Raw genomic sequence first — 21,856 nt, 5'->3', positions numbered from 1 at the left:
TAAAAATATTGCCCGGCCCAAAAAGGCCGGGCCGTAAAATCCTTAAAAACTATGCAAGTTCGGAAAAATACTTAATTGTACGAACCATTTGGCTTGTGTAGCTATTTTCATTGTCGTACCAAGAAACAACTTGGACTTGTGTCATTCCGTTATCCATAGGAGCTACCATTGTTTGTGTAGCATCGAATAAGGAACCATATCTGATACCAACGATATCGCTGGATACCAATTCTTCTTCAGTGTAGCCAAAAGATTCATCAGCTGCTGCTTTCATAGCTGCATTAACTTGATCTTTTGTAACAGAACCTTCAACAACTGCGATTAAAATCGTGCTAGAACCAGTTGGTGTAGGAACGCGTTGTGCGGAACCGATCAATTTACCATTTAATTCAGGGATAACTAAACCGATTGCTTTAGCAGCACCAGTAGAGTTAGGAACGATATTAACTGCAGCAGCACGGGATCTGCGAAGGTCACCATTTCTTTGAGGGCCGTCAAGAGTCATTTGATCGCCAGTATAAGCGTGAATTGTTGTCATGATACCGCTTTTAATAGCAGCCAATTTGTGAAGCGCTTGCGCCATAGGAGCTAAGCAGTTTGTCGTGCAAGAAGCTGCTGAAATAACTGTATCGCTAGCTTTTAATATATCGTGATTTACATTATAAACAACTGTAGGAAGATCCGTTCCTGCTGGAGCAGAGATAACAACTTTTTTAGCGCCCGCTTTGATATGTGCAGAAGCTTTTTCTTTGGAAGTATAGAAACCTGTACATTCAAGAACAACATCTACATCAAGTTCGCCCCATGGTAATTCTTCTGCTTTTGCTGATTTATAGATTTTGATTTCTTTGCCGTCAACAGTGATAGAATCTTCACCAAAAGATACTTTACTAGCTAAAGCATAAGTACCTTGAGCTGAATCATACTTCAATAAATGTGCAAGCATTTTAGGGCTTGTTAAGTCATTGATTGCAACAACTTCATATCCTTCTGCCCCAAACATTTGCCGGAATGCAAGACGTCCAATACGTCCAAAACCATTGATCGCTACTTTTACTGCCATTTAAAAAAACCTCCCCATTATAATATGTTTGTTTTTGCCTAATAACATTCATGGATATGCTATTAAAGCTTATATTATACTCTGAATGGCTTTGGCAGCCGATTCGTCTGTAATCAGTACGTCCTCTCCACCTGCGCTAGTAACAGCGACAATAGCCTCGGCCTTTTTTTGGCCTCCAGCTACAGCTACTACTACACCGATATCTGCCAAATCATCCAAATGTAAACCCACACTACTGGTAATATAAATATTTTTACCTTCTAAGGTGCAATAATGACCTAATGCTTCGCCAACTGCACCACTACTAATTAATTTAGATACAAATTCCTCATCAAAGCCTCGCCTTACAGCCATTTCTCTGGCTTGACCGATACCATGTATCAGAACATCGGCACGCTTAATCATATCTGCCACAGTAAGGATATTGCTATTATTTGCCATCATCGCGCCGACCATTTCTTCACTGACACCTTCTGGAACGTGAATCATACGATACTTTCCGCCTAATTTGTTCGCCATCGCAGCAGCAATGGTATTGGCCTGGTTTTCCACCTTTTCACCAAGTCCGCCCCGGGCTGGAACAACAGTAACTGTCGGTTGTGTAAAATGAATGGATTCTGCCACATTGGCCATAATAGTTCCACCACTGACGGCAACAATCATATCATCTTTTATTAAGTACTGGGCCAAAACATTAGCAGCAGCTCGACCTAGTTCCCTGCGAACCGTTGTATCAGTCTCACTATCACCAGGAATGATAATAACCTGCTTAAGTCCTAATTTCTCCGAAAGTTCATCTTCTAATACGGTAAGTCCATGAAGAACTTTTATATATTCCGACAAATCCTTCAACATGAGCTGTCCTTCACGGGTGATTGTCATCCCCATAGAAGAAACATCTACTAAACCAGCATTTTTCAAAAAATCCACTTGGGCTCTTACAACTCGTTCGCCTTTATCTAAGATAGCAGCTAACGCTCTACGCCCTACAGGCTCGACATGTTGAATTGATCGCAAGATATCGTATCTTTCTTCAATAGTCGCAATAAACTCAGGAGCAATTTTTCGATGAAGTTGGACAGTTTTTTTCCACATTAACTTTCCCTCTGGGACATTTTCCGTCCCCATGGCGCAAATTTTGTCCCATCCTGCTAAAAAAATATAACACAGCGTAAGCTATACTATTTTATTAGTATTCTTCGCCATACAACAGGTAACTCCTGCTTCTATTTCCAAAATTCATGAGAAATAATTGTAAATAATTTTCAAACTACTATCTTGCGTTGATTTCACCGCTATATACAAGTCCACGAGCTGCATCCACAGTAATAACAGTGCCATCTGTTAAACGTTCCGTTGCTCCGTCTACACCAACAATAACAGGAATTCCTGCACTAATACCAACAATAGCAGCGTGAGAAGTCAATCCGCCTTCTTCCGCAATGATAGCAGATGCCTTAGCAGCAAATCTCGCTGTTTCTTCGTCTACATTGGATACTACTAAAATTTCGCCTGGTTTGAATTTACTTTCTACATCCTTCATAGAATGGGCTATACAAACTTTACCAGTTACTGCTGTTTGGCCAATCCCTACGCCACGTAACAAAACATTGCCTACAACATGTACACGAATCATATTCGTAGTTCCTGTACCAGTTGCATGAACGCCAGCTGTAATGACAACTAAGTCGCCTTCACTTACAATACCGGAAGCCAATGCACTCTTAATAGCATTTTCAACCATTTCATCACTATTTTTTGCAGCAGCACGCAGAACAGGTTGTACGCCCCACATAACTTGCATTTTACGAACTGTTCTTTCATTAGGAGTAACAGCCACGATATGGGCTAATGGACGATATTTTGATACCATACGAGCAGTATATCCAGTTTGCGTGTCAGTAATAATTGATGCAGCACTTAATTCATGAGCTACTTGTACCGTCGCATGACTGATTGCTTCTGTCGTAGTACGTTGGGTTAAAACACCTTTATTGTGTAACATTTCGCTATATTGTAAAGCTTGTTCGGTACGAATTGCAATTTTTGCCATCATTTGAACTGCTTCTACTGGATAGTCTCCGCTAGCCGTTTCACCACTTAGCATGATCGCATCAGTACCGTCCATAATAGCATTAGCCACATCACTTGCTTCTGCCCGAGTTGGACGAGGATTGTTGATCATAGATTCTAACATTTGTGTTGCTGTAATAACAGGTTTGCCTAGTTTATTACACTTCTCGATAATCATTTTTTGTACTAAAGGCACTTCTTCCGTAGGAATTTCTACGCCAAGGTCACCACGAGCTACCATAATTCCGTCGGATACTTTGATGATTTCATCAATGTTTTTTACGCCTTCTGCATTTTCAATTTTAGAAATGATATGGATATCAGAATTTACTTCTTCCAATAATTTTCTAATTGTCAATACATCCGCAGCTCTTTGGATGAAAGATGCAGCAATAAAATCCATACCTTCTTTCGCAGCAAACAATACATCCTTCACATCTTGTTCAGACAAAGGTGGTAAGTTTACAGACACGCCAGGTGCTGCCACACGTTTTCTGTTACCAATTACACCTGTATTAAGTACAGTTGTATAAATGTCATCGCCTTCTACTTTGTCAACGGCAAGACAGATTAAGCCATCAGACAGAAGAATTTGATTGCCTGGTGCTACTTCTTGAGGCAAGAATCTATGGTTGACGGAACAAATTTCTTTGGTTCCTTCCACGTCTCTAGAAGTTAAAATGAATTTTTGTCCTTGTTCAATGGTAACTTTACCTTCGACAAAATTACCAAGACGCATTTCTGGGCCCTTAGTGTCTAGAAGCAATGCAACTGGTTTATTTAGTTTTGCACTTGCAGTACGCATCATGTTAATACGAACACCGTGTTCTGCATGATCACCATGAGAAAAATTAAAACGTGCTACATTCATACCTGATTCAATTAATTTTTCCATGATTTCTGGTTTACCAGTACTTGGTCCCATTGTACAAACAATTTTCGTCTTTTTGATCATATTACTACGTTCACTCTCACTTTACTTTTTTCTTATTTTAATACTTTGGCTGCTTTCCTAATGACATCATACACTTGGTCCTGGGCTTCAATAAAACCATTTAATCCAGTATTTTTCATTAATGAAGCGTGTTTTGATGTCTTATCCGTGTTTTCTATAAAAACCTGTTTTAAACTTGCCAACAATTGTTGATCAAGCCCAGGTCGCCCAGCAATAACATCTTTTGGTATGGGTTCCGTTTGTTTTAATATTACCAAATTATGAACTGCAAGTCCACTTACTTTGGCACTTTCCATTGCCTCTGAGTAAGTAGCACCTGCATCGACACTGCCTTCTAAGACTGCATCAATTACCCGATTGTGACTGCCTAAGAAGACTGTTTCAGCAAAAAACTTGTCAGGATTTTTCCCTTGTTCTAATAACATAGCCTTAGGATACACATAACCAGAAGCAGACTGTTTATCAACAAAGGCAAAACGCTTACCCTGTAAACTATCTATTGATTGAAACGCTTTATCTTTACGAGCAATGATATAACCATGATAGGACGGATTTTGATTCACTACCGTGGTTACCAGTGGATTAATGTCACCTTTATCTTTTGCAGAAACATAAGCAAAAGGCGAAAACCACCCTATATCAATAGTACCATTCAGTAAGGACCGTCCTAAAGAATCATAATCAGAAACGATAATAACTCTTGACTGAAATCCTAATTTCTTGGCAATCTCCTCTAATATCGGCGTATAGTTTTCCTTAATCACTTGTGGAGATGTAAAAGGATTAAATCCAAATACTAATTCTTTCCCTGTTTTAAATAAGCTAGCAACTTCTTGTATTTTATCGACAGCGGCTGTCATTTTTTTTGTTAAAACATACACTTCTTCAATATCTTTTTCCTGTTGACCAATGCTTTGCAACGCTTCTTGTGTGCCCGCTGCAATTTCAACAGTAGCTGTTCCAATACTCTCTACTGCCACGGCCATTTGTTCTGTAGTCATCTGTTGATCTCTTGACAAATTGCATAACTTTGCTACAGTATCTTCGATTTGGTTAACGTTATCGACAACTTCCTGCATACTGTCTGCAGATTGTCTTGCTATTTGTTCAATCCCATGAATTTGCTCTTTGCTCCCCTGCATATGAGAAGTAACATAATTTGTGCGATTTGTAACATCTTTTACCGTTTCTTCTACTTCACGGGTAATGACTTCACTCTCACTAGCCAATTTACGTACTTCTTCTGCCACTACGGCAAAACCCCGTCCTTGCTCGCCAGCACGAGCTGCTTCAATCGCTGCATTGAGTGCGAGTAAGTTCGTTTGGCTGGCAATTCCTTGAATTTTACCAACAAAAGCGCCAATTTTTTTAGACGCGATAGTAAGTTCTTCCATATCATTAACAGAGGTTTGCACTACCTGAGCTACTTCTAGCATGGTATTGCTAGCCTGGGTAATCTGCTGCTGATTTTTCAGTACCAGTTGAGAAGAATGTTGGCATTGTTCTAGAGCTTGCTGCGAGGCATTCGCTACAACAGCAGCATTCGAAGCGATTTCTTCTACACCAGCAGAAGCCTCTTGAGCACTGCTAGCAGTTGTTTCACTTTCGCCTGCAATACTATTTGATTGTTGCGTGAGTTTTTTGAGAGCTGTGTTACTATGTCCTGTTACCCAAGCTAATTGTTGGGATATAAAAGATAAGTCTTCTGCAATACCATACATATCTACCTTAGTTACGGAATCGTCCCTTATTACAGAAGATTGAGCCTGACTTTTCTCTATGTCTCCAGCCTTAGGCCAAGTTCTGAATAAGGCAATTGTCGAAATAATTGCCATAGCTATAACGAATAGTAACGTTCCTAGGCTCCCAATATATTCTACTAACCATGATGTTAATATACCAATGAGCAACACTGTTGTCAAATGAAATAGAACCACTTTTTTTTGCAACATAAGGATTTCCCCCATTCCAAAATGCTATAAGTTTGTCTTTATTTTTTATTACATAACAATCTTAACGTAGAACCTAACTTCATTTTTCCCAACAGCTATTTGCTATTTCATGGCAATTAGCACCATTTTGTAGCATAAACGAGGAATCTATGAACCCATTTTTCAAGCTACTTTTGTTTTGCCTCATAAGCTCTACGTACTAACGTCATTGGATGCAATGTTTTCACATTAGCGCCGTGTCCAATTTGCAGCCGGCATGTTCCACATTCAGAAACAACCGTATCAAGACGGCTCTCTTTAATCTTATCAAATAAAGTCGAACCAATACTCATGGCAATATCATATTTCTCAGCTTTAAAGCCATAGTTACCCGAAATACCACAGCAACCACCATCCACATCTTGCACATCAAGTCCTGGAATTAAAGCCAATAAATCTAAACCTGGCAATCCCATACCTTGCGCCCGTAAATGGCAAGGAGAGTGATACATGTATTTTTCATTTAGAGTACCAAAATCCGTATTTAAACGTCCTTGATCATGAAGATCCAGCAAGAACTCACCTGCATCATACAAATGTTTTGCATATTCTTGAACACCTTCAATATGGAATAATTCTTGATACTCCTGCTTAAGCATTAAGCCACAGCTGGTGCAGCAAGTAATAACAGGGTAACCTTTATCCGTCCATTTTTTAAGGATTTGGATATTTGTTTTCGCATTTTCTTCTGCCTCATCTAAAAAGCCATTTACGACTAAAGGTGAACCACAGCATACAAGACCATCTTCTACAATCACTTCAAATTTATTGGCTTGCATAACAGCGACAAAATCCATCCCTACTTGAGGGTCGTTGTAATTAATAAAGCAGCCAGGATAAAAAACAACTTTATCAGGATAACTTTTTTGTTTTAACGCCTTAAACAACTTACTAAAGGATTTAGGGGCATAAGCTGGCAATGGAGCTTTATCAGAAATACCAATCTGTTTCAAAATGCCACGACTCATTTTCATGCCGAAGTTAGCCATACCAGGTGTAGCCGCACTCAACTTTGCCATTTTTTCGCCATGAGATAAAATCCAATCCCGTAAGCTATGTTTACGAGTTTTATAGTATTTAGCTCTCGCTAACATATTAAGCGTAGAAATAGGAACGCCAGAAGGACATGACATATCACAATTCTTACAATTAGAGCAATATTCTAAAGAAGGTTCAACATCCTCGTGAGATAATCTCATTCTCTCTAAGGTTGGGCCAACCATTTTAGGGCCACGAAATTTACGTGTCGCAGCTGTCACTGGGCAATTAGCAATACATACTGTACAAGCTGTACAACTATCTGGATTATTATGATGTTTCTTCATTATTTTTTCTCCCCTTACACTGACATAGCCGCTTGATAACCTGACGCAATTGCTACACCATTACCTGATTTCTCAAAAGAGTAATCGTAACCGCGCAGATTCCGCCCAGCAACAAAGACGTTATTTAAAATGACTTTGCCATCGGCATCAAGAGGACGCATTTTTTCGTCAACTTCTAAACCAAGTTTTGCAAAAGGCTGTGCTTCATTGGAGAATAAAGAATAATTCGCCCACATTTCATGGTCTTCAGGAGCCTCTACAGGCAAATTGAAAATAGGTTCGATAACTTTTCCTGGTTCTGCAAGTAAGCCACCACCGTAGAAACCACCATTTGCTAAAATAAATGATTTTGCATAATAGGTACGTTCTCTATCAATGCCTTCTGTTATTACAGCCACACATTTATCAGCTTCTACAATGGACTTAGCAACTGTCGCTTGTTCCACAATACGAACACCGATTTTTTTCAAGTAGCTAACCATCATTGTACGAAGACGTAAACCAGTAATGGAAGGAGGCACAGATGCCGTTTCAATAAAATGACATTGCAGAGCTTGTTCCAATCGATCAGCGATGCGGTAATTAGGACGTGTCCCAAGTACTGGTGGAATGATAACTACGCTGCCTGGCTGAATTACGTTACGCATTTTAGTGATACATTCGGAAATTCCTTCTTCTGTATCAAGCCAACGAGCTACATCCAATGCAGTGACATCACGGCCTTCTGCCAAATTCGGATCAATCATAACTGTTTCATATTCTTTATCTTTAAATCGAGAAATCTTCTTAAAGTTTTTAGTGATTAATTGTGGGTAAAAATCTTTAAGTGATTCAAATCCCAATACAATTACCTTGTTTGCTTTTTGAAGTTCTTCTGTATTCATGGTTTTTGGAATTAAACAGGTAGGTTTGATTGTACCAGCTGCCGTTGGTACCCATTGCATGGTATCAAGGTTTCCCATATAAGGATATCCCTCTTCTTCGCAGATCTCTTTAAAGAATTTGATTGCGTCTTCAATGGCAGGACGACCAATTTTTTTGTATGGATGTTCCGCTGGCAATTGCAGTAAGCCTGCACTTGGCGTAGCTACTGGTTTATTACCATCCAAATATCCAATTACATCAACAATACCGCCGCCAATTGTCAAAGTACCGGCCCCTAAGGACAATACCATTACCTTTTTACCGCGTTTCGCCGCTACAGCTGCCGCTGTCAGACCTGCTAACCCGCCGCCTATTACTATGATATCATTTTCCCTCATCATCAATCGCTCCATTTATGTTTAAAGTTCCTTCATAGATTCCTCGGGTCAGTTCCATTTCACGCATAACATTTCCCCATAAAATAGGACGAATCCCTTTCCAGCGACCTTGTAGGAATTCTTTAAATAATACATTTGTATCTTTGCCCCATGATAATCCATTGGCATCTACCGCACCAACACTACGGAAGGTACAAAAAGCACCTTGGCAAGTTCCCATGCCCATACGGGTCTTACGGCGAACGTCACTAATCATAAAGCTAGTACTATCAGCGGCTGCCTCTTCCACCTCAGCCATAGTTACATTTTCGCATTCACATAATAACTGACGTTTTTCAGGTTTTGCCTGCATACGATCAATTACTTTTTCCAAGCCTTCTGAACCTAAACGAGAAGCTGCAAGTTCTGCTCCATAAGCAGGGAAATATAAGCGTGCTTTCGCCATAAGTGCTGGAGATGCGTCATCAACAAGATCCTCCAGCGCCGTACGACAAGGCGTTTTTACATTCAGGTAATTACATACTAAATCTGTTACTTTTTCCGCCATTAAACGATAGGTAGTAAACTTACCACCAACTACGCTGACAAAACCTTTAAGTCCATCATGAGCATGATCTAGAGTGACAAAACCACGGGATGCACCACGGCCTTTTGCATTAGGATCCGCGCTATAAAGTGGTCTCGTGCCTGCAAATGCTCTAAGCATACGATAACTTCTTAAATCTTCGAATAAAGCTTCCCCGATATTTAACAATTCTACTACTTCTTTTGCATTAGGAATCGTATCATCTGGTTTATCTACAGATGCAGAAGTAGTCCCTAAAATAGTAATAGAACCGTGGGGAACAAAAATATCTCCATCCGATGCGGGACGCAAACGATTAATAATACGACTTGCAATACGATGATTAAATGCAATCAACGTACCTCTATCTGGTTGTACATTGACTGTAATCCCTGCCAAAGCAGCAATTTCTCCAGCCCAAGAACCAGCAGCACTGACGATAAAATCGCAAGCAATATTACTGACTTCGCCAGTTAACGTATTCTTGACTTTCATACCTACTACTTGATTGTTGCTATGTTCAATACCAACAACCGTAGTATAGGTCATGACCCTTCCGCCGTACTTACGAGCGGATGCCACGTTTTGCCAAACCATACGAAAACCATCAATTGCAGCATCAGGTACGCGATATACAGATTTTATTTTAGCACTCAAATTTGGTTCTAGACGACGTGCTTCCTCTACGGAAATAGGAATCGTCGGAATACCAACCTTAGCACAAGCTTCTACCCATTTCCCTTCGAAATCCTCATCATCCAAGTGAGTTCGAGCAAAAAAGCCTTCTGTTTGCTCTACACAATGTCTACCGATTTTACGTAAGATTGTATTTTCTTCAATACACTCTTTACCTGCCTCAGCATCCTTTACTGCATAACGTCCGCCGCTATGCAAGAGTCCATGATAACGAGAGCTAGTACCATACGCTAGATCTTGCTGCTCAATAAGAATCGCATCGACTCCCCGCATGCACAAATCGCGCAGAATTCCAACTCCTGTGGCACCGCCACCAATTACAACAACTGTCGCCTTTTGCATCTCAATACCCCTTCGTAAAATAAATAAATGAAACAGGGCGTTTCCCTGCATCTTTGGCTTTCTCCGCCTTGTAAACCAATTCCTTCTTGCCATAAATAATCGTTTTTTTTCGAATTTATAGTCAAATTGAACATTTTATCCGATGACTAAACCGCTCTAAGACTCATCTTCTGTAAGTAGGAGTTAAGAGCGGCTAAGCCCCTGGATAAGTGCGACTAAGATTCAGCTGGAGTTAAAACTCCATCTGAGCCAAGTCTTCTTTATTTCTAATAAGTAACATAAGTTGTTACCTTATTAGTCGATACAAGCAAAGGGGATCCCTTTGTATCCGTTTGACGAACACAAAGGGATCTCATATCTCAGCCCTTTACATTATGAAATTAATACTAGAATTAGTCTTCCCAGTTCATAGCGCGTTTAACCGCTTTTTGCCAACCTTTGTATAATTTTGCACTTTCTTCAGCATCCATAGAAGGCTCAAAACGATTATCTAATTGCCAAGTGCTAACAAGCTCTTCTTTTGTTTTCCATACGCCAACAGCCAAACCTGCAAGGTAAGCTGCACCAAGCGCAGTTGTTTCAGTAACCTTAGGACGATCAACTGGGACGCCTAAAATATCTGCTTGGAATTGCATTAACAAGTTGTTAGCAACAGCACCGCCATCTACTTTCAAAGCTTGTAATTTAATGCTTGAATCCGCTTCCATTGCACTTAAAACATCTTTTGTTTGGTATGCCATGGAATCCAAAGTTGCGCGAACAACATGAGATTTGCTAGTTCCACGAGTCAATCCGAGGATCGCACCGCGAGCTTTCATATCCCAGTATGGAGCACCAAGACCAACAAAAGCAGGTACTACATATACGCCATCAGCGTCTTTTACTTTTTTAGCAATATATTCAGAATCAGGAGCAGCTTCTAATAAGCGCAAACCATCACGCAACCATTGAACAGCTGAACCTGCAACGAAGATACTGCCTTCTAAAGCATAATCCACTTTGCCATTAAGACCCCAAGCAATTGTAGTTAACAAGCCATTTTTAGACTCATACACTTTACTGCCAGTGTTCATTAACATGAAGCAGCCAGTTCCGTAAGTGTTTTTCGCCATACCAGGTTGGAAGCAAGTTTGACCAAATAAAGCAGCTTGTTGGTCACCAGCAGCACCAGAAATAGGCACAGCTGCACCAAATATAGCAACATCTGTTTGACCATATACTTCGCTTGAAGATTTAACTTCAGGAAGGACGCAAGCAGGTACAGTTAAATACTCAAGAAGTTTTTCATCCCATTTCAATTCGCGAATGTTGTACATTAATGTACGAGAAGCATTGGAGTAATCAGTAACATGTACTTTTCCACCAGTCAACTTCCAAATTAGCCAAGTGTCAATGGTACCAAACAATAACTCGCAATTCTCTGCTTTAGCACGTGCGCCTTCTACATTGTCCAAAATCCATTTCACTTTAGTACCTGAGAAGTAAGCATCAACGACTAAACCAGTTTTTTGTTGGAATTCGCCTTCTAAGCCTTTTGCTTTTAAGTCGTTGCAAATATCCATGGTTTGACGAGATTGCCAAACGATTGCATTATAGACAGGTCTACCAGTAGTTTTATCCCAAACAACTGCAGTTTCTCTTTGGTTCGTGATACCAATTGCAGAAATATCAGTTGCACTTAATCCAGCTTTTTGTAAAACTTGTTGCATTACATCATGTTGCGTGCTCCAAATTTCGTCCGCATCATGCTCAACCCAACCAGCTTTAGGAAATATTTGAGTAAATTCTTTTTGCGCTACTGCAATAATATTAGAGTCTTGGTCAAAAATAATCGCTCTGTTACTAGTTGTACCTGCATCAAGGGCCATTACATATTTTTTAGTCATTTCAAAAGTCACTCCTTCTAATTTTTATTATATATTTACTAAATTAGACCAAGACCTTTCGATATAGCAAACGCAATTCCTCCACCAATTAGCGGGCCAACTACTGGAACCCAAGAGTAGGCCCAATCAGAAGTACCTTTGCCTGCAATAGGCCAAATAGCATGAGCAATACGAGGACCAAGATCACGAGCAGGATTCATTGCGTAACCAGTGGTACCACCTAAACTTGCACCAAGACCTAAAACCAGAACACCAACCATAAGTGGACCAAATCCTGGTGAAAATGCGCCAACACCTTTGGAGAACATAGCAAAAATCGCGAAAATTAACATAAAGGTTGCGATAATTTCACATAAAAGATTCTGCGAATAATTGCGAATGGCTGGGCCAGTGCAAAAAACCGCCAATTTAGCGCCTTTATCTTCCGATATTTCCCAGTTACCACGGAAGAATAACCACACGATAGTACCACCAGCAAAGCCTCCAGCGACTTGTGAAAGCATAATTATAATTGAATCTGATGTGGTATATACACCATTTAACATTTTTGCAAAAGTGACAGCAGGATTAAGATCAGCTTGCGGTGCACCACATGCAACAGCAACAAAGACTCCCATAAGTACACCAACGGCCCAACCAATGATAATGTTTACCCAGCCAGCACCCTCTGCTTTTGAATTCTTTAACAGTGAATTAGCTACAACACCGTCACCCAAAATAATAAGTGTCATTACCCCGAGAAATTCTCCTAAAAATGGAGTTGTCATAATATAAGTCCTCCTTAATCGTTTAATACGTATAGAGCTTTCCCCTCGCTAACTACTAGACTACATTCCTTTTTTTTCCTCAATCACCATCCTTTTCCATTAAATATTTAGACAAAAAAGAGAACTCCATTCACGCCCCCATATATACATATCAAGAGGAATAAACGGACTTCTCTTTATCTCTAGCCCAAAGATATTCATTTAGGTTTCTCTAACAAAAAGTACTCTGTATATTTATTACTTCTACATCTTATTTTAAAATCCTGCAAATATACTGAAAATTAAATTTTTTATTTATCTTTGATTATCATGCTAACCAACTATATTATTGATTCCTTCTGTCTATAGTGGTATACTTCTACATTGTTAATAAGATCTCCTGCCACAATATACTGAATTTATAATATTTTTTAATATATTACGAAAAACATTCAAACATTGCTTACCATCTTAGTTTCTCCTGACTTCGGGACATAGTATCCAACATTAGCGGTTATATCTTAAACCCAAGGATTTGTAAAGACGGGTGCTGCAACCAACTCAGCTTCAATTTCCAGCAATCGGTTGTATTTAGCAATTCGCTCACTGCGGCAAGCCGAACCAGTCTTAATCTGACCGCCACCCATGGCCACCGCAAAGTCAGCCAGGAACGTGTCTTCTGTTTCACCAGAACGGTGGGAAATAACATAGCCCCAATTGGCCTTACGGCAAAGATCAACAGCTTGGATAGCTTCCGTTACCGAGCCAATCTGGTTAAGTTGAATCAGTGCTGCATTCGAGCTTCTTTCCTTAATACCGCGAGCAATGAGTTTGGTATTAGTCACATAATTATCATCACCCACGATTTGAAGTATATGACCTAATACAGCAGTTTGCTCCTTAAACCCATCCCAATCGTTTTCCGCTAAGCCATCCTCAATGGAAACGATGTAATATTTTTTCGCCCAGGACTTATATAATTGAGTCATTTCACTGCTGGTTTTTTTGCCTTGTCCTGACTTAACTAAATGATACATGCCATCTTCACAAAAAGAGCTGGCCGCCGGATCAAGGGCTAGGGCAATATCCACGCCCGGCACATAGCCTGCAGCTCGTATAGCCTCAATAATAACCTCACAGGCTTCCTCATTGCTCTTTAAGTTGGGAGCAAAGCCGCCTTCATCGCCAACACTCGTAACATAGCCTCTATCTCCGAGGATTTTCTTTAAAGCATGAAAAGTTTCCACACCATACCTAAGCGCTTTGGCAAATGTAAGCGCACCGATCGGCACTACCATAAACTCTTGAAAGTCCACATTGTTATCGGCGTGCTTGCCACCATTAAGAATGTTCATCATGGGTACTGGTAAGCGAATAACTTCCGAATTGCTTAAATAAGCATAAAGTGGCATCCCTTTAGCCATCGCCGCCGCTCTAGCTACCGCCATAGAAACACCCAATATGGCATTGGCTCCTAAATTCGCTTTGGTTAGTGTCCCATCCAACTCAATCATCCGACGGTCAATCACTTCTTGTTCGCTAGCATTCATGCCAATCAGTTTAGGGGCAATGCGTTCATTGACATTGGCTACCGCTTTTAATACGCCTTTGCCGCCGTATCTCTCCTTGTCGCCATCTCTGAGTTCCAATGCCTCATTTTCCCCAGTAGATGCCCCCGATGGAACAGATGCCGAAGCTGTAATCCCGTTATCCAGTTCCACTCTAACCCGCACTGTCGGGTTTCCGCGCGAGTCTAAAATCTCTAACGCTTTTATATTGACAATTTTACTAGTCATTTTGGTTCCTCCTCGTTGCTTATCTTTTATCTATAAAGCTTATTGCTAAGTACACCAGCACCAAAAAGTCGCTTCAAGTTATCTGGAACTTGTTTCGCCCCTACCTCAGGGATTGAGGCCGCTCAATCCCCACCAAATGTCCCAATTTGAGTTTACCGGTCAGATAGCTGGCAATAATCACGATGGTAACACCAGAAAGTGCATAGCCCTTAGATGTATTATGTGTTACTATCCAAAAACTGTCAATATTAGAAAAAGGGCTGGTCACATTTCTGCAACCAACCTTTTTAAACATGTCTTCCTTTTCCCTGCATATGCATGATAGCCAAAAGACACCGTTTACTTCTTGCCTTGCTCGCTATAATTTTTATAGCCGCCCGACAAGTTATATACGTTCTTAAAGCCATTATTGATTAGAATATTTTGAGCGGCATTCCCGGTAACCCCTTTATTACAATAAGTAACTGTAACCCTTTCTTTATCAAGGGAATCAAGCGCTGCGCGGATTTGCTCCTGGGGGATACTCACTGCACCCTCGACATGGGCATCTTTATATTGCTTGGTCACCCTGGCATCGATAATCTGCACTTCTTCACCATTTTTTATTTTTTCTTGTAACGCAGCGGGAGTCATCAGTCCTCTGCCGCGCCTAATGGCATTATCCAGAATCATGCCGGTATACATCACCGGGTCTTTAGTCGTCGAAAAGGGCGGTGCATAAGCTAAATCCAAATGGAATAAATCTTCTGCTTTCGCACCGAAAGTAATGGCGGTCACAAAGACATCCATTCGTTTATCGACGCCGGATTTTCCGACAATCTGCACCCCCAGAACCTCGCCAGTGCTTTGATCGGCAACCGCCTTAATGACCATCTCACTGCCGTGATAATATTCGGGCTTGTCTGGTTTAATATTATGACAAACAACAACTTCATAGCCTTCTTTTTTTGCTTCCTTTTCTGTAAGACCAGTCTGACCTACTGCTATATCAAACACTTTAAATATACCTGTCCCCAAAATTCCCCGGAACTCCAAATCACCACCGGTTATCTGATCACCAGTGATTCGTCCCATTTTATTGGCAGTAGAACCTAACGGCCGATACAAAGGTTTCCCGGTAATTAAAGAGTAACTTTCCGCGCAGTCACCGCACGCATAGATATCATCTATATTGGTCTGCATCTTCCGATTGACCTTGATGGCTCCTGTTGATCCGAGTTCAATACCTGCCTTTTGGGCTAGTTCTACATTGGGTCTTACCCCGGCAGCCATGATCACAAAATCCGCGTCGATTTCTTTGCCGCTTTTCAATATCACTTTACTGACGGAAGGTTCTCCTTCCAGGCGAATCACTGAATCGTTGACGATTACCTGTACGCCTTTCTCCACCAGATGATCTGCTACGTATACCGCCATATCCTGATCTAACGCAGGCATAACGTGCCCTGCCATTTCCACAACACTAACAGCGATTCCTCTAGCTGTTAAGTTTTCCGCCATTTCAAGGCCGATAAATCCAGACCCGACAATAACAGCCGATTTGGGATTGGCTGTTAGCACTTGTTCACGGATACGGTCGGCATTGATTACATTCCGTAAATAAAATACATTGGGCTTATTGCCCCCCTCTATAGCAGGCACAACGGTTTTTGCACCAGTAGCAACAACCAGTTTATCATACTTTTCCTGAAAGATTTCTTGCGTAACTAAATTCTGTACCGTAAGTACTTTACTTTGTGGCTGAATTTCTAACACTTGATGTCTGGTGTATACATCCACATTATATTTCTGCTTGAAGAATGCGGCATCCCTGGGAACTAATTGTTCCCGTCCTTCCACTTCAGTTCCAATAAAGTACGGCAAGCCGCATCCTGAATAGGATACATCACGGTCTGCATCAAATAATGTAATTTGAGCATTTTCATTGTTTCTTCTTGCTTTGGCTGCTGCAGAAGTGCCAGCAGCTACCCCACCAATGATAATAATTTTCATAATAACCCACCTCATAAAACCACCAGATTTTACCTACTAGTGGCAATTTTATTTTAGATGATCCTGCTGACCACGGTATTCCTGTAACCATTCCTTGACCGTCTCTTCAATTTCATCACGCACCTGCCGGAACTTTTGCCGCGTTTCTTCTTCTGTTCCCTCGAATGCAGCTGGATCATCAAAGGGCCAGGATAACAACTGCCGCGCTCCTGGAAATATCACGGGGCACTTGCCTTCAGCCTTTTTACAAACAGCAATGACATAGCCAAATGACATTTTCCCTAAAAACTCCCGAACACTTTTGGAATGCTGGCCGCTAATGTCAATGCCAATCTCATTCATAACCTCTACCGCATATGGATTTACTTCTGTAGGCTCAAAACCAGCACTGTGAACCTCCAACATATTATCACCATATTTTTTGAAAAAGGCTTCTGCTATTTGGCTGCGTGCGCTGTTTTGCGTGCATATAATGACCAATTTCGCTTTCTTCATGATGCCCACTCCTCTCGCTGTGTTGATTAGGTCTGATCTCATCTAACCGTCTGACGTATTGTTAGCCTTAGCATATCACATTTAAATTCTTGAATATGTTTTTATCATACCTTAAAATTGTTTTTCTAGACAATGCGCCTATATTAACATTGTGTTAATTTCAGCCAGATACATGCCTAACAGCAAAAATCGTGCTGGCACGTGCAATTCTAACTAAAGAAAGTGCAGAGTACTTATAAATTTAAATCCTGTCTTTTGCCACTCACCATATAAATTAGCCATTCACCAATGTTTGTTGCATGGTCAGCAACACGCTCCAAACAACGTGCAACCATTAAAAATTCTGTCAATTGATAGTTGATTTTTTTGTCATTGCCCATCATCGCAATAATTTCCTGGAAAAGCAAACTATATAATTTATCGACTTCATTATCCTTATCTGCTAGTTCCTCTGCACGATTAGTGTTTCGCTCGACATATGCTACTAAAGCTTCCCGCAGCATCTCTTTTGTTAATGCTGCCATCCGAGGAATATCAACTAAGGGTTTGACAAGTTTTTCACCTGACAATCGCAAGGTAGTTTTCGCAATATCTACGGCGTGATCTGCAATCCGCTCCAAATCAGTAACAATCTTCAATATGGTGCCAATCATTCTCAAGTCGGTTGCCATGGGTTGCTGTAGGGCAATTAGATTTAGACAACGCTCCTCTAGCTTTAGCATCATTTCATCAACTCGATCATCTTGAAAAATCACTTGTTGTGCTAAATTACTATCCATACTCGCAAGGGACTGCACTGCTTGAAGTAGTAGATCTTCTACAAGAGATCCCATTTCTAATAGATCTTGATGTAATACATCAAGTGTTTTATGAAAACTCATGCGCATTTCCATTTCTCTCGCTCCTTAACCGAATCTTCCCGTAATATAATCTTCTGTACGTTCATCCTTTGGATTCATAAACATTTCACTCGTATCATTTAGTTCAACCAATTCTCCATTAAGGAAAAATGCCGTCTTATCCGCAATTCTGGCTGCCTGTTGCATATTATGCGTAACGATAACAATACAGTAGCTACGCCTCAATTCACTGATTAATTCTTCAATACGAAGCGTCGAAATCGGATCAAGGGCTGAGGCAGGCTCATCCATTAAAATGACTTGGGGTTCAACAGCTAACGTTCGCGCTATACATAACCGTTGCTGTTGCCCTCCCGAAAGACTAGCTCCGCTCGAGTGAAGCCGATCTTTTACCTCATCCCACAGTGCAGCCATTTTTAAGCTTTTCTCCACACGTTCCTCTAGAATTAATTTTTTATGAATGCCATTAAGCTTTAGACCCACTGCCACATTATCAAAAATTGACAATGTGGGAAAAGGATTCGGCTTTTGAAAGATCATTCCTACTTTTTGTCGAAGATCAACCGTGTCCATTTGATAAATATCTTCATTTTTAAATAAAATTTGTCCAGTTGTCTTAGCAGTTTTTATTGTTTCATGCAGGCGATTAATGCAACGAATAAACGTCGACTTTCCACATCCGGAGGGTCCAATAATCGCCGTTACTGCATTTAGCGCTATGTCCATTGATACCTCTTTCAGTGTATGTTGATCCCCGTAATATGCATTTAAGTTCTGTACGCGGATATAGTTATCCATAAAATCACCTCGTAATCCTTTCTAAGAGTAATGCTGCGTTCGGGTTAGAAATCGAGCTAGTATGGTAATAACAAAAATGATACCCAATAGCGTCAAAGCCCCCGCCCAAGCCTGCTCATGCCAAGACTGATAGGGAGAAATTGCATAAGCATAAATCTGCAACGGTAGAGCAGCAATCGGCTGGTCAAGGCGAAAACTCCAAAAGCTACTGCCAAATGCCGTAAACAAAAGCGGCGCAGATTCTCCCATAACTCTTGCAACCGCCAGCATAACGCCTGTAGTAATCCCTCTAGCTGCAGTAGGCAGTACAATTCTGAACAGTGTCTGACTTTGTGTCGCCCCTAATGCTAAGGAAGCCTCCCGAAGCGACTGAGGTACCAGTTTTATCATTTGTTCCGTCGTCCTTGTCAACGTAGGAATCATAATTATCGCCAAGGCAATTCCTCCAGCAATTGCGGAAAACCTCCCCATGGCTAGCACCACAAGAGAATAGACCAACAGACCTGTTACAATGGAAGGAACGCCAGATAATACATCGGTGATAAATCGGATGATAGACCCGAGTTTTCCATGTCCAAATTCAGACAGATACGTTCCCGCCGCCAAACCGATTGGAATACTAATTCCGCTGCTGATCAAAATAAGTAGTAGCGTTCCAATAATGGCGTTTGCCATTCCTCCACCAACAGCACCGACTGGTGCTGGCAAATGAGTGAAGAAAGCAAAACTCAATCCAGCAGCTCCTTGTTTTACGATATACAACAAAATGCTAAATAAGGGTACAATCGCTACAATAACAGCGACTCCCAACAAAAAACGTGCAACTCCATCCGTAATTTTTCGCCGCACTATACGACTCATCATACGAGTACTCCTCCTAGACACGATTTACCCTGCTAATTAGAAATCTAGCTCCTAGATAAAAAACAATTGTTACCATAAATAAGACAAGACCGATCTCAGTTAAAGCCGCTATGTGTATTGAGGAAGTTGCTTCCGTAAATTCATTCGCAATGACGCTTGCCATCGTATAAGACGGTGCAAAAAGCGAGGCCGACACCTCTGGCCGATTTCCAATCACCATCGTGACCGCCATGGTCTCGCCAAGAGCACGCCCAAGTGCAAGCATGATTCCACCTAGAATACCAGCCATTGAATATGGAAGGACCGCAAGACGAACCATCTCCCATTTTGTTGCGCCTAATCCAAGTGCCGCCTCCTTGTGTTCCCTTGGAACGGTCATAATAACATCACGCACAATCGCCGTTATCGTCGGCAAAATCATAATAGCCAAAATAATTCCTGCAGCAAGCATACCTATACCATACATGGATCCCTGAAAAAGCGGTAAGAATCCAAAATATTTCTGCAGCCAAGGTTGTACGCTTGTGCGAAGTAAGGGAGCTAAAAAGAATATCCCCCATAATCCGTAAACTACAGATGGGATGGCCGCCAACAATTCAATCAGGAATAGCACTGGACCGGCAAGCCATGCAGGAGCAAACTGCGTTAAAAATACCGCAGCGGAAACCCCGATAATACTAGCAAGTACTATGGCAATTAAAGAACTCACCGTTGTGCCATATATAAAAGGGATCGCACCGTATATATGTGAGACTGGATTCCAATCATGCGATATTAAAAAACCAAAGCCAAATTCTTGAAACGACTCAAAAGATGCAGTCGTCAACATGATCAAGTAAAGAACGAATAAAAGAAGGACAATCAGTCCTGCCCCTAGCAATCCTCTCTCTAACATCCAATCTCCCATACGGATCGGGCTTGTTTTTAGATGACTCATATAACTGCCTCCCCCAAGGAATATAACTTAATACAAATAATAATTTGGAGTAAGCAGCACAAAGAAATACTCGCTCTGTGCTGCTTACTTGGTTATTTTAACAAGGACGTTCCATTCGATTGAACTGATTTCAATGCTTCAATTGACTTCTTTTGAACACTTTCTGGCAAAGGCGCATAATAAAGAGATCTTGCATCATTCTGCCCTTGCGTCACTACCCATTCAAACAGTTTTACTAAAGTAGTTCTCTTCGTAGTATCTTTTTGATCTTTAAAGAGGAGCACCCATGCATAACCTGCGATCGGATAACTGTCAGCACCAGGGGCATTGACAATGGAGAACTGTTTTGCAGTTACCTCCGGTAATTGAGCAGCTGCCGCTGTAGCACCTTCCAGGGATGGGACCACGAACCGACCTTCCTTGTTCTTAAGTAGGCCATAGGACATATTGGTCTGCATAGCATATGCCAATTCAACATACCCAATGGTATAGGGGGTCTGCAAAACTTGTCCAGCAACACCCTCATTTCCTTTCGCCCCCACACCCGCTGGCCACTTCACATCTTTTCCTCGTCCAACTTTTCCTTCCCACTCTTTACTGACAGAAGAGAGGTAATCGGTAAAGATGTATGTGGTGCCGCTACCGTCTGAGCGATGCACAACCGTAATGGGTTGATTTGGTAAGGCGACGTTAGGATTCTCTTTCACAATCGCGGGGTCATTCCAATTTTTAATCTTGCCAAGATATATATCTGCAATAACTTCTGGCGTAAATTTTAGTTGTTCGCGTACTTCCGGAAGATTATACGCAATAACCTCAGCACCTAACGTGACTGGGATTTGTACAACCTCTCCACCGGTCTTAGATGCCGCCTCTAACTCCTTATCATTCATCGGCACATCCGATGCACCGAAATCAACGGTTCGTTGAGTAAACTGCTGAATGCCGCCGCCTGAGCCAATGGATTGATAATTCACCTGCAAGCTATTTTGTCCACCGTAGGTATTGAATGCTTTCGAAAAGAATGGATAAACAAATGTCGATCCTGCCCCCGTTAAATTGGAAGTTTGTATATTGTCTTGACCTGGCTTTGGTACCGCTTTTCCACCACCACAACCAGCCAAAAGACCTGCAGCTAGCACTATAACGCCAACTATTGATATTGCTTTTTTAAAATTCATCAATGTATTCTCCCTCCTTGATCTATACT

At 41.2% G+C, this 21,856-nt stretch carries 17 protein-coding genes; all 17 read right to left on the bottom strand.

Translation table 11 applies throughout. The features are described from left to right. Window positions 1–49: 49 nt before the first annotated feature. The 17 genes from gap to pstS all read right to left on the bottom strand — a co-directional run bounded on the left by gap (window position 50) and on the right by pstS (window position 21,827). A complete protein-coding gene (gene gap / locus QSJ81_RS19140; RefSeq protein WP_285718943.1) occupies window positions 50–1,063 on the bottom strand; it encodes a type I glyceraldehyde-3-phosphate dehydrogenase in 1,014 nt (337 codons plus the stop codon). A gap of 69 nt (window positions 1,064–1,132) precedes the next feature. Beyond that, window positions 1,133–2,158, bottom strand: a complete 1,026-nt coding sequence (locus tag QSJ81_RS19135; RefSeq protein ID WP_285718942.1) for a sugar-binding transcriptional regulator — start codon at window positions 2,156–2,158, stop codon at window positions 1,133–1,135. Window positions 2,159–2,336: 178 nt separating this feature from the next. Next, window positions 2,337–4,091 (bottom strand): pyruvate kinase, encoded by a 1,755-nt coding sequence (gene pyk, locus QSJ81_RS19130; RefSeq protein WP_285718941.1) that lies wholly within the window; start codon window positions 4,089–4,091, stop codon window positions 2,337–2,339. A 32-nt stretch (window positions 4,092–4,123) separates the two neighbouring features. Further along, window positions 4,124–6,043: a phosphate/phosphite/phosphonate ABC transporter substrate-binding protein gene (gene phnD, locus QSJ81_RS19125; RefSeq protein WP_285718940.1), complete on the bottom strand. Its 1,920-nt coding sequence runs from the start codon at window positions 6,041–6,043 to the stop codon at window positions 4,124–4,126. Between the two features lie 167 nt (window positions 6,044–6,210). Beyond that, complete coding sequence (locus QSJ81_RS19120) at window positions 6,211–7,407, bottom strand: anaerobic glycerol-3-phosphate dehydrogenase subunit C (RefSeq protein ID WP_285718939.1); 1,197 nt, start codon at window positions 7,405–7,407, stop codon at window positions 6,211–6,213. Window positions 7,408–7,421: 14 nt separating this feature from the next. After that, complete coding sequence (gene glpB / locus QSJ81_RS19115; RefSeq protein WP_285718938.1) at window positions 7,422–8,672, bottom strand: anaerobic glycerol-3-phosphate dehydrogenase subunit GlpB; 1,251 nt, start codon at window positions 8,670–8,672, stop codon at window positions 7,422–7,424. Continuing rightward, window positions 8,656–10,272 carry an anaerobic glycerol-3-phosphate dehydrogenase subunit GlpA gene (glpA, locus tag QSJ81_RS19110; protein ID WP_285718937.1) on the bottom strand — a complete coding sequence of 539 codons (1,617 nt, stop codon included), beginning with the start codon at window positions 10,270–10,272 and terminating at the stop codon, window positions 8,656–8,658. Before glpA ends, glpB begins: the two co-directional genes overlap by 17 nt. 392 nt (window positions 10,273–10,664) lie before the next feature. Next, entirely contained in the window at window positions 10,665–12,158 is a 1,494-nt protein-coding gene (glpK, locus tag QSJ81_RS19105) for a glycerol kinase GlpK (RefSeq protein WP_285718936.1), read from the bottom strand. Window positions 12,159–12,196: 38 nt separating this feature from the next. Next, entirely contained in the window at window positions 12,197–12,925 is a 729-nt protein-coding gene (locus QSJ81_RS19100; RefSeq protein WP_285718935.1) for an MIP/aquaporin family protein, read from the bottom strand. A gap of 500 nt (window positions 12,926–13,425) precedes the next feature. Then, a complete protein-coding gene (gene eno / locus QSJ81_RS19095; RefSeq protein ID WP_285718934.1) occupies window positions 13,426–14,700 on the bottom strand; it encodes a phosphopyruvate hydratase in 1,275 nt (424 codons plus the stop codon). Between the two features lie 339 nt (window positions 14,701–15,039). Beyond that, window positions 15,040–16,692, bottom strand: coding sequence for an FAD-dependent oxidoreductase (locus tag QSJ81_RS19090; RefSeq protein WP_285718933.1), 1,653 nt, complete (start codon window positions 16,690–16,692; stop codon window positions 15,040–15,042). A 48-nt stretch (window positions 16,693–16,740) separates the two neighbouring features. Next, the gene (locus QSJ81_RS19085) at window positions 16,741–17,187 is read right to left on the bottom strand and encodes an arsenate reductase ArsC (RefSeq protein WP_285718932.1); all 447 of its coding nucleotides are present in this window, start codon (window positions 17,185–17,187) and stop codon (window positions 16,741–16,743) included. Window positions 17,188–17,420: 233 nt separating this feature from the next. Further along, entirely contained in the window at window positions 17,421–18,080 is a 660-nt protein-coding gene (phoU, locus tag QSJ81_RS19080) for a phosphate signaling complex protein PhoU (RefSeq protein ID WP_285718931.1), read from the bottom strand. 12 nt (window positions 18,081–18,092) lie between these two features. Further along, on the bottom strand, window positions 18,093–18,845 hold the full coding sequence (gene pstB / locus QSJ81_RS19075) for a phosphate ABC transporter ATP-binding protein PstB (protein WP_285718930.1): 753 nt from the start codon (window positions 18,843–18,845) through the stop codon (window positions 18,093–18,095). Window positions 18,846–18,866: 21 nt separating this feature from the next. Further along, entirely contained in the window at window positions 18,867–19,709 is an 843-nt protein-coding gene (gene pstA / locus QSJ81_RS19070; protein WP_285718929.1) for a phosphate ABC transporter permease PstA, read from the bottom strand. Window positions 19,710–19,722: 13 nt separating this feature from the next. Beyond that, a complete protein-coding gene (gene pstC, locus QSJ81_RS19065) occupies window positions 19,723–20,646 on the bottom strand; it encodes a phosphate ABC transporter permease subunit PstC (protein WP_285718928.1) in 924 nt (307 codons plus the stop codon). A gap of 92 nt (window positions 20,647–20,738) precedes the next feature. Beyond that, window positions 20,739–21,827, bottom strand: coding sequence for a phosphate ABC transporter substrate-binding protein PstS (gene pstS, locus QSJ81_RS19060; protein WP_285719153.1), 1,089 nt, complete (start codon window positions 21,825–21,827; stop codon window positions 20,739–20,741). Between the last annotated feature and the right edge of the window lie 29 nt (window positions 21,828–21,856).

Origin of the sequence: Pelosinus sp. IPA-1, assembly GCF_030269905.1 — a bacterium.
In the GTDB taxonomy this organism is placed as follows: domain Bacteria; phylum Bacillota; class Negativicutes; order DSM-13327; family DSM-13327; genus Pelosinus.
This window is presented reverse-complemented; position numbering and strand designations above follow the sequence as displayed.

Coding starts and splice junctions, on each gene's coding strand:
- gap (WP_285718943.1), bottom strand. CDS start 1,063: ATGGCAGTAAAAGTAGCGATCAATGGTTTTGGACGTATTGGACGTCTT.
- QSJ81_RS19135 (WP_285718942.1), bottom strand. CDS start 2,158: ATGTGGAAAAAAACTGTCCAACTTCATCGAAAAATTGCTCCTGAGTTT.
- pyk (WP_285718941.1), bottom strand. CDS start 4,091: ATGATCAAAAAGACGAAAATTGTTTGTACAATGGGACCAAGTACTGGT.
- phnD (WP_285718940.1), bottom strand. CDS start 6,043: ATGTTGCAAAAAAAAGTGGTTCTATTTCATTTGACAACAGTGTTGCTC.
- QSJ81_RS19120 (WP_285718939.1), bottom strand. CDS start 7,407: ATGAAGAAACATCATAATAATCCAGATAGTTGTACAGCTTGTACAGTA.
- glpB (WP_285718938.1), bottom strand. CDS start 8,672: ATGATGAGGGAAAATGATATCATAGTAATAGGCGGCGGGTTAGCAGGT.
- glpA (WP_285718937.1), bottom strand. CDS start 10,272: ATGCAAAAGGCGACAGTTGTTGTAATTGGTGGCGGTGCCACAGGAGTT.
- glpK (WP_285718936.1), bottom strand. CDS start 12,158: ATGACTAAAAAATATGTAATGGCCCTTGATGCAGGTACAACTAGTAAC.
- QSJ81_RS19100 (WP_285718935.1), bottom strand. CDS start 12,925: ATGACAACTCCATTTTTAGGAGAATTTCTCGGGGTAATGACACTTATT.
- eno (WP_285718934.1), bottom strand. CDS start 14,700: ATGACTAGTAAAATTGTCAATATAAAAGCGTTAGAGATTTTAGACTCG.
- QSJ81_RS19090 (WP_285718933.1), bottom strand. CDS start 16,692: ATGAAAATTATTATCATTGGTGGGGTAGCTGCTGGCACTTCTGCAGCA.
- QSJ81_RS19085 (WP_285718932.1), bottom strand. CDS start 17,187: ATGAAGAAAGCGAAATTGGTCATTATATGCACGCAAAACAGCGCACGC.
- phoU (WP_285718931.1), bottom strand. CDS start 18,080: ATGGAAATGCGCATGAGTTTTCATAAAACACTTGATGTATTACATCAA.
- pstB (WP_285718930.1), bottom strand. CDS start 18,845: ATGGATAACTATATCCGCGTACAGAACTTAAATGCATATTACGGGGAT.
- pstA (WP_285718929.1), bottom strand. CDS start 19,709: ATGATGAGTCGTATAGTGCGGCGAAAAATTACGGATGGAGTTGCACGT.
- pstC (WP_285718928.1), bottom strand. CDS start 20,646: ATGAGTCATCTAAAAACAAGCCCGATCCGTATGGGAGATTGGATGTTA.
- pstS (WP_285719153.1), bottom strand. CDS start 21,827: ATGAATTTTAAAAAAGCAATATCAATAGTTGGCGTTATAGTGCTAGCT.